This window comes from Xanthomonas sp. JL1 (assembly GCF_038405005.1).
In genome coordinates this window covers 23,836-31,356 of sequence record NZ_JBBYGR010000079.1, presented here as the reverse complement: position 1 = coordinate 31,356, position 7,521 = coordinate 23,836, and the positions used below count along the sequence as shown (strand labels likewise).

Sequence of the window (7,521 nt, the reverse complement as noted above, 5' to 3'; positions counted from 1 at the left end):
GGGACAGGGCGGCAGCAACTACTTCCCCGTACTGTTCAAAACGCACTTCCAGTGTCCTATTCAACACAGCTCTCCCGCGCGGCCTGAAGGTCTTCCAATAGTGGCACAAAGGTACGATTATTTGTAACACAGTGGAAGTGGGTAGAGTAACGAAAACTGGCAGTTCCAGCACGCCAAAACCGCAGGTGAGGCCTTGCAATGGATGCGGTCTGGGGGTTTTTCAGGGGCGACTACTTACGCGATCAATTCGCCCGAAGTGGACCGGCTGTACACGCGGCTGTGGACCGATACCAAGACCGGTCGTTGAGCTGCCGTGCGAGATAGAGCGCCTGGCTGCGCTGCGTGGCGAGGCGCTCGTCCGGCGCACTCTCTAACAGAGCAGGCAGATGGTGCCGTGGGGCGCATAGCGACGGCCGTTTTCATCGGGTGACCATCGGTCCAGATGCCACCCGATCGGCGCGTCATGTAACCTGTACTGAGTGGTACAAATATTGTATGGTTGCGCCACCCTCGCTGAAGCCGCTGATCTGACGGATGCAGGGCATGCCTCGCCCCTCACACAGGACGCATCCTTTGAGCAATCACGATCATCAGTCCAATGACGGCCAGTGTTCGGCCACGGATGCGCAGGGCGCCGGCGCGCGCGACGAGCAGGAGTCGCCCAAGCCCTCGCCGTTGAAGAACCCCAAGGTGAAGTGGACGCTGATCCTGGTCGGGGTACTGGTGCTGATCTTGCTGGTGGTGTGGCTGGCCTGTTACCTGATCAAGGGCCGCTACATGCAAGACACCAATAACGCCTATCTGCAGGCCGATTCGGTGGCAGTGGCGCCGCGCGTCAGCGGTTACGTGACCAAGGTGCTGGTGAGCGACAACCAGATCGTGGAGGCCGGCCAGCCGCTGCTGCAGATCGACGACCGCACCTACCAGGCCACCCTGCAGCAGGCCGAAGCCGCCATCGCCGCACGCCAGGCCGATATCGTCGCTGCCACCGCCAATGTCTCCGCGCAGGAGTCGGCGTTGTTGCAGGCACGCACCCAGGTCACTGCCGCGACTGCCACCCTCAGGTTCGCCCAGGCCGAGGTGAAGCGCTTCGCGCCATTGGCCGCCTCAGGCGCCGACACCCACGAGCATCAGGAAAGCCTGCAACATGATCTGGCCCGCGCACGCGCTCAGTACGACGCCGCGCAGGCGCAGGCCAAGGCCGGCGAAAGCCAGATCCAGGCCAGCCGCGCGCAACTGGAACAGGCACAGGCCGGCGTGAAGCAGGCCACCGCCGATGCCGATCAAGCGCGCGTGGCGGTGGAAGACACCCGCCTGACCAGCCGCATCCACGGCCGTGTCGGCGACAAGACCGTGCAGGTGGGTCAGTTCCTCGGCGCCGGCACCCGCACCATGACCATCGTGCCGCAGCAATCGCTGTATCTTGTCGCCAATTTCAAGGAAACCCAGGTCGGCCTGATGCGTCCCGGCCAGCCGGCCGAGATCGAGGTCGATGCGTTGTCCGGCGTAAAACTGCACGGCAAGGTCGAGAGCCTGTCGCCGGGCACCGGCTCGCAGTTCGCCTTGCTGCCGCCGGAAAACGCCACCGGCAACTTCACCAAGGTGGTGCAGCGCGTGCCGGTGCGCATCCGCGTGTTGGCGGGTGACGAGGCGCGCAAGGTGTTGGTTCCGGGCATGTCGGTGGAAGTCACCGTCGACACGCGCTCGGCCAAGGACGCCAAGCAGCGCGCCGAAGAAGAATCCGACCGCGTGCAGGAGCAGGAGCGCGCGCGATGAGCGCAGCGGCCGCCACCGGCCCGCGTGCCGGCGGTAGCGCCCAGCGCGAGAAGGCCGAGCTGGGCGCCTGGTTGGCGGTGCTGGCCGGCACCATCGGCTCGTTCATGGCGACGCTGGATATTTCCATCGTCAATGCGGCATTGCCCACCATCCAGGGCGAAGTCGGTGCCAGCGGCACCGAAGGCACCTGGATCTCCACCGCCTATCTGGTGGCCGAGATCATCATGATTCCGCTGACCGGTTGGTTCGCGCGCACGCTGGGCCTGCGTAACTTCCTGCTGATCTGTGCGGTGATGTTCACTGCGTTCTCGGTGGTGTGCGGGCTGTCGACGTCGCTTTCGATGATGATCATCGGCCGCGTGGGGCAGGGGCTGGCTGGCGGCGCCTTGATTCCGACCGCGCTGACCATCGTCGCCACGCGGCTACCGCCGAGCGAGCAGACCTTGGGCACCGCCCTGTTCGGCATGACCGTGATCATGGGCCCGGTGATCGGCCCGCTGCTCGGCGGCTGGCTCACCGAAAACGTCAGCTGGCACTACGCGTTTTTCATCAACGTGCCGATCTGCGTTGGCTTGGTCGCGCTGCTGCTGCTTGGCCTCAAGCATGAAAAAGGCGACTGGGCCGGACTGCTCAATGCTGATTGGCTGGGCATCTACGGGCTGACCGCCGGTTTGGGCGGGTTGACCGTGGTGCTGGAAGAAGGCCAGCGCGAGCGTTGGTTCGAATCCAGCGAGATCAATACGCTGAGCCTGATTGCGTTGAGCGGATTCATCGCCTTGGTGATCAGCCAGTTCCGGCGCCGGCCTCCGGTGATCCGTCTGTCGCCGCTGGTGCAGCGCAGCTTCGGCGCGGTCTTCATCATGGTGATGGCGGTGGGCATGATCCTGTTCGGCGTCATGTACATGATTCCGCAGTTCCTGGCGGTGATCTCGGGCTACAACACCGAGCAGGCCGGGTATGTGCTGCTGCTGTCCGGGCTGCCGACCGTGCTGCTGATGCCGATGATGCCCAAGCTGCTGGAAATGGTGGACGTGCGCATCTTGGTGATTGCCGGGTTGATCTGTTTTGCCGCTGCCTGTTTCGTCAATCTGACGCTGACCGCGGACACCGTGGGCACGCATTTTGTCGCCGGGCAGTTGCTGCAGGGCTGTGGCCTGGCGCTGGCAATGATGTCGCTCAATCAGGCAGCGATTTCGTCGGTGCCGCCGGAACTGGCGGGCGACGCCTCCGGCTTGTTCAACGCTGGCCGCAACCTGGGAGGCTCGGTCGGTCTGGCGCTGATCTCCACCTTTCAGGAGCGCCGCATGACGTTCCACATCGAAACCATCGGCAGCGCCGTGACCGCCAATTCGTCGCGTGCGCAGGATTTTCTGGCTGGGATCACTGCACAGATGCACGCCAGCGCCAGCGCCGGCGGCGAGGCCGCCATTCGCTCGGTCGCGCAGCTGGCCCGGCTGGTGAAACAGCAGGCCCTGGTGATGACCTATAGCGATCTGTTCTGGATCTTCGGCGTGATCGTGGTCTGCACGATTCCGCTGGCCTTTTTGCTCAAGCCGTTACCCAAGGGGGCGCACCTTGCAATGCACTGATTCCATGCGCCTGATCCGCATGCCACTGGCTGTGGCGTTGAGCACGCTGATGCTTGGTGGCTGCATGCTCGGCCCCAACTACACCAAGCCGCCAGCCGTGGCCGATGCGGCGATGCAGGCGCCGGCCCTGCATCGCGCCAGTGGTGCAGACGTCGTGGCAGCTGCACCGTTGAACCACTGGTGGGAAGAACTGCAGGACCCGACCCTCACCCAGCTGGTCACCCAGGCATTGGCCGACAGCCCCAACCTGCGCGCCGCGCAGGCGCGGTTACGCGCCAACCGCGCGCTGGCACAGCGACGCCGCGCCGAGCGCTTGCCCACGCTCAATGCCAGCGCGCTGTATGCCTACGCCGAGCCGCCGCACACCATCGTCGACACGCTGGGTGGGCTGCAGCAGCAAGGCCAACCCGGTCAGCCGCCGGCTGCCGGCAACCAGGCGCTGGATCTTGAAAAGACCCAGATCTACAGCGCCGGTTTCGATGCGAGCTGGGAGCTGGATGTCTTCGGCCGCCGCCGCCGCGCCGCCGAAGGTGCGCTGGCACAGGCGCAGGCCTCCGAGGCCGAGCTGGCCGATGCGCAAGTGCAGCTGGCCGCCGAAGTCGGGCAGGTCTATCTCAACTACCGCGGCTTGCAGGCGCGCCTGGCCATCGCCGATGCCAACCTGGACAAGATCCGCCAGACGTTGCAGTTGGTGCAGCAACGTCGTGGGCAGGGCGCCGCGTCGGATCTGCAGGTCGAGCAGATCGCCACCCAGGTGCAGCAGCAGCAAGCGCAGCGCCTGCCGCTGGAAATGCAATCGCAAGAAGCGCAGGACCAGCTGGCGCTGATGGTCGGGCGCGCGCCCGGCGCGCTGGATTCCCTGCTGAGCGCGCCGCAGCCGCTGCCGATGTTGCCCACCCAGGTGCGCGTGGACGATGCCGGCGCGTTGATCCGCCGGCGCCCGGACGTGCGCAAGGCCGAGCGTGAGCTGGCCGCGTCCAGTGCGCAGATCGGCGAGGCCTTGAACGGCTATTTCCCGCAGGTGAGTCTGCTGGGCGGGTTGAGTTGGGTCGCCGGCTCGCCGAGCGATTTCAATTCCGATGCGCTGGCCAGGTTTGCGGTGCCGATGCTGCGCTGGTCGATCTTCGATTTCGGCAAGACCCGCGCGCAGGTGGAGCAGGCGCGCGCCAGCAATGCCGGTCGTACGGCAGCGTACGAAGGGACCGTGCTGGCTGCCTTGCAGGATGCCAATTCGGCGTTGGCGCGCTTCGGTTCGGCACGCAAGCAACTGGTGGTCGCACGCCAGGCCGAAGCCTCGGCCACGCGTTCGGCCGGGCTGATGCAGCAACGGCGCGATGCCGGTGCCACCTCGTCCATCGATCTGCTGGATGTGCAACGCCAGCAGTTGTCGGCGCAGGACGCTGCCGCGCAGGCCCAGGTGCAGTTGCTGGTGAATTACGTGGCCCTGCAGAAGAGTCTGGGGCTGGGCTGGAGCGAGCAGGCGCAGGAGGCACGCTGAGCGCCGCTGGCAAAGCGACTGCGCGACTGCCGGGCGAGCGTGGCTCGGGCACGACGGGTTCAAGCGCGCCGCCGCGCTCGGGTTTTGCCATGATGGTCGTCGGTCGCTGTTGTGCTGGTCTGCATTGGGAGGAGTGAGGAGTTCGATGGCATCCACCGAGACCACGCCGCAGCCGCATGTTGCCCCTTACGACAGCGGTTATCTCAGCATTAGCGAGGTCCGCAAGGAGTTCGATGGATTCGTTGCCGTGGACGCTGTCAGCCTGCAGATCCGCAAGGGCGAAATGTTCGCGTTGCTGGGAGGCTCGGGCAGTGGCAAATCCACGCTGCTGCGTTGTCTTGCGGGGTTCGACCGGCCAAGCAGTGGGCGCATCGTTCTGGACGGTCAGCCCATCGATGCGCTGCCGCCGTACGAACGCCCGATCAATATGATGTTCCAGTCGTATGCGCTGTTTCCGCATATGAGCGTGGAGCAGAACATCGCCTTCGGCCTGAAACAGGAAGGCTTGTCCAAGGCTGCGATCGCCGCCCGTGTCGGCGAGATGCTCGAGCTGGTGCAGCTTGGCGCGCTGGCCAAGCGCAAGCCGCATCTGCTCTCCGGCGGGCAGCAGCAACGCGTGGCCCTGGCGCGCTCGCTGGCCAAGCGGCCCAAGCTGTTGTTGCTGGACGAACCGATGGGCGCGCTGGACAAGAAGCTGCGCTCGCAGATGCAGCTGGAGCTGGTCAACATCATCGAAACCTCCGGCGTCACCTGCGTCATGCTGACCCACGATCAGGAAGAGGCCATGACGATGGCCACCCGCATCGCGCTGATGGACCAGGGCTGGATTCAACAAGTCGGCACGCCCGACGAAATCTACGAGCAGCCAGCGAATCGCTTTGCGGCCGAGTTCATCGGCTCGGTCAATCTGATCGATGCGGTCATCGCCGACGACGCGCCCGATTACGTCGGCTTGAAGACCTCTGCGTTCGATGCCTGCATCCGCATCGGTCACGGCATCACCGGCTTCGAAGGGCAGGCGGTGGCGTTCGCGCTGCGCCCGGAAAAGCTCGCCATCGGCAAGGACGAGCCGACGCAGGCGTGCAACAAGGCGCAGGGCGTGATCGAGGACATCGCCTATTTCGGCAGCCATTCGGTGTATCACGTGCGCCTGCCCAGCGGGATCAAGCTGATGGCCAACTTCGCCAATCGCCAGCGCTGGGCCAGCGAAGCGCTGACCTGGGGCGACACCGTGTGGGTGGGCTGGGGCGAAGACGACGGCGTAGTGCTCACCGTTATACACGCCAATCGCCGCCTACATCGGCATCGTGTACTGCTATTTGCCGTTCATGGTGTTGCCGCTGTACGCCAACCTGGTCAAGCACGACAACCGTCTGCTCGAAGCCGCCTATGACCTGGGTGCGCGGCCGTGGCAGGCGTTCGTGCGCATCACCTTGCCGCTGTCGCGCAACGGCATCGTGGCCGGCTGCATGCTGGTGATGATTCCGGCGGTGGGCGAATTCGTCATCCCGGAAATGCTGGGCGGGCCGAACACCTTGATGATCGGCCGCGTGCTGTGGGGCGAGTTTTTCAACAACCGCGACTGGCCGGCGGCAGCGGCCGTGGCCGTGGCCACGGTGATGTTGCTGCTGCTGTTGTTGCCGATCCTGATCTTCCACCGCTACCAGCAGCGTGAGCTGGAAGGGCGGCTGACATGATGCGCGCCTCGCGCGGTGGGCGCCTGCTCGGCGCCAGTGTGCTCGTGCTGGGTTTCGGGTTCCTGTATCTGCCGATCCCTGCTGTTGATGGTGTATTCGTTCAACGCCTCGCGTCTGGCGACGGTATGGGGCGGATTCTCGACCAAGTGGTACGGCCAATTGCTGCACGACCGGCAATTGCTCGACGCAGCCTGGGTCAGCCTGAAGGTGGCGTTCTGGACGGCCTGCGCATCGACGGTGCTGGGCACGATGGCCGCCATGGCAATGGTGCGCATGCGGCGTTTCCCCGGCAAGACCCTGTTCGGCGCACTGATCACCGCGCCGCTGGTGATGCCCGAAGTCATCATCGGTTTGTCGATCCTGCTGTTGCTGGTGTCCATGGGCGGCGTGCTCGGCACCGCGCCGCGCGGCGCGGTGGCGATCTGGATGGCGCATGTCACCTTCACCGTATTGTTTGTGACCGTGGTGATCTCTTCGCGGCTGCAGGAGCTGGACCGCTCGCTGGAAGAAGCCGCGATGGATCTCGGTGCCACACCGTTGAAGGTATTTTTTCTGATCACCTTGCCGATCATCGCGCCGGCCCTGGCATCGGGCTGGCTGCTGGCCTTTACGTTGTCGCTGGACGATGTGGTGATCGCCAGTTTCCTGGCCGGGCCCAGTTCCACCACCTTGCCGATCAAGGTGTTCTCGTCGGTGCGCCTGGGCATCAGCCCGAAGATCAACGCCCTGGCCACGGTGATGGTGCTGGCGGTGTCGGTGGCTGCGGTGATCGGCTGGTGGTTGCTGGCGCGCAGCAAAAAACGTCGCCTGCGCGATGCGCAACTGGCGCAACAAGCGATTGCCTGAGCGCACGCCCGCGTTGACGTGGCCAATGCACCCGACCAATCGGCGGCCAGAAAGACGCAGCGCCTGAGCGACCGACGTGGGCCAAGGCGGCAGGTCGCGTCAGAACGCTTACCGC

Annotated in this window: 4 protein-coding genes and 3 pseudogenes; 6 read left to right on the top strand and 1 reads right to left on the bottom strand. The window is 65.0% G+C overall.

Annotated features, from left to right (window positions below):
* Positions 1-163: pseudogene (locus WJW29_RS17710) on the bottom strand (IS701 family transposase); the annotation flags it as partial.
* A 410-nt stretch (positions 164-573) separates the two neighbouring features.
* Between WJW29_RS17710 and WJW29_RS17705 the strand changes: the two are divergent.
* The 6 genes and pseudogenes from WJW29_RS17705 to WJW29_RS17680 all read left to right on the top strand — a co-directional run bounded on the left by WJW29_RS17705 (position 574) and on the right by WJW29_RS17680 (position 7,406).
* Positions 574-1,776 carry an HlyD family secretion protein gene (locus tag WJW29_RS17705; RefSeq protein WP_011408779.1) on the top strand — a complete coding sequence of 401 codons (1,203 nt, stop codon included), beginning with the start codon at positions 574-576 and terminating at the stop codon, positions 1,774-1,776.
* Positions 1,773-3,365 carry an MDR family MFS transporter gene (locus tag WJW29_RS17700; RefSeq protein WP_011259372.1) on the top strand — a complete coding sequence of 531 codons (1,593 nt, stop codon included), beginning with the start codon at positions 1,773-1,775 and terminating at the stop codon, positions 3,363-3,365. Before WJW29_RS17705 ends, WJW29_RS17700 begins: the two co-directional genes overlap by 4 nt.
* A 4-nt stretch (positions 3,366-3,369) precedes the next feature.
* Positions 3,370-4,863 (top strand): efflux transporter outer membrane subunit, encoded by a 1,494-nt coding sequence (locus tag WJW29_RS17695; protein WP_011408777.1) that lies wholly within the window; start codon positions 3,370-3,372, stop codon positions 4,861-4,863.
* Between the two features lie 145 nt (positions 4,864-5,008).
* Positions 5,009-6,256, top strand: a complete 1,248-nt coding sequence (gene potA, locus WJW29_RS17690) for a polyamine ABC transporter ATP-binding protein (protein ID WP_075240820.1) — start codon at positions 5,009-5,011, stop codon at positions 6,254-6,256.
* Positions 6,138-6,560 (top strand): annotated as a pseudogene (locus WJW29_RS17685) (ABC transporter permease subunit); the annotation flags it as partial. The gene potA and the pseudogene WJW29_RS17685, both read left to right, overlap by 119 nt.
* A pseudogene (locus WJW29_RS17680) lies at positions 6,557-7,406 on the top strand (ABC transporter permease subunit). The pseudogenes WJW29_RS17685 and WJW29_RS17680, both read left to right, overlap by 4 nt.
* The last annotated feature ends 115 nt before the right edge of the window (positions 7,407-7,521 follow it).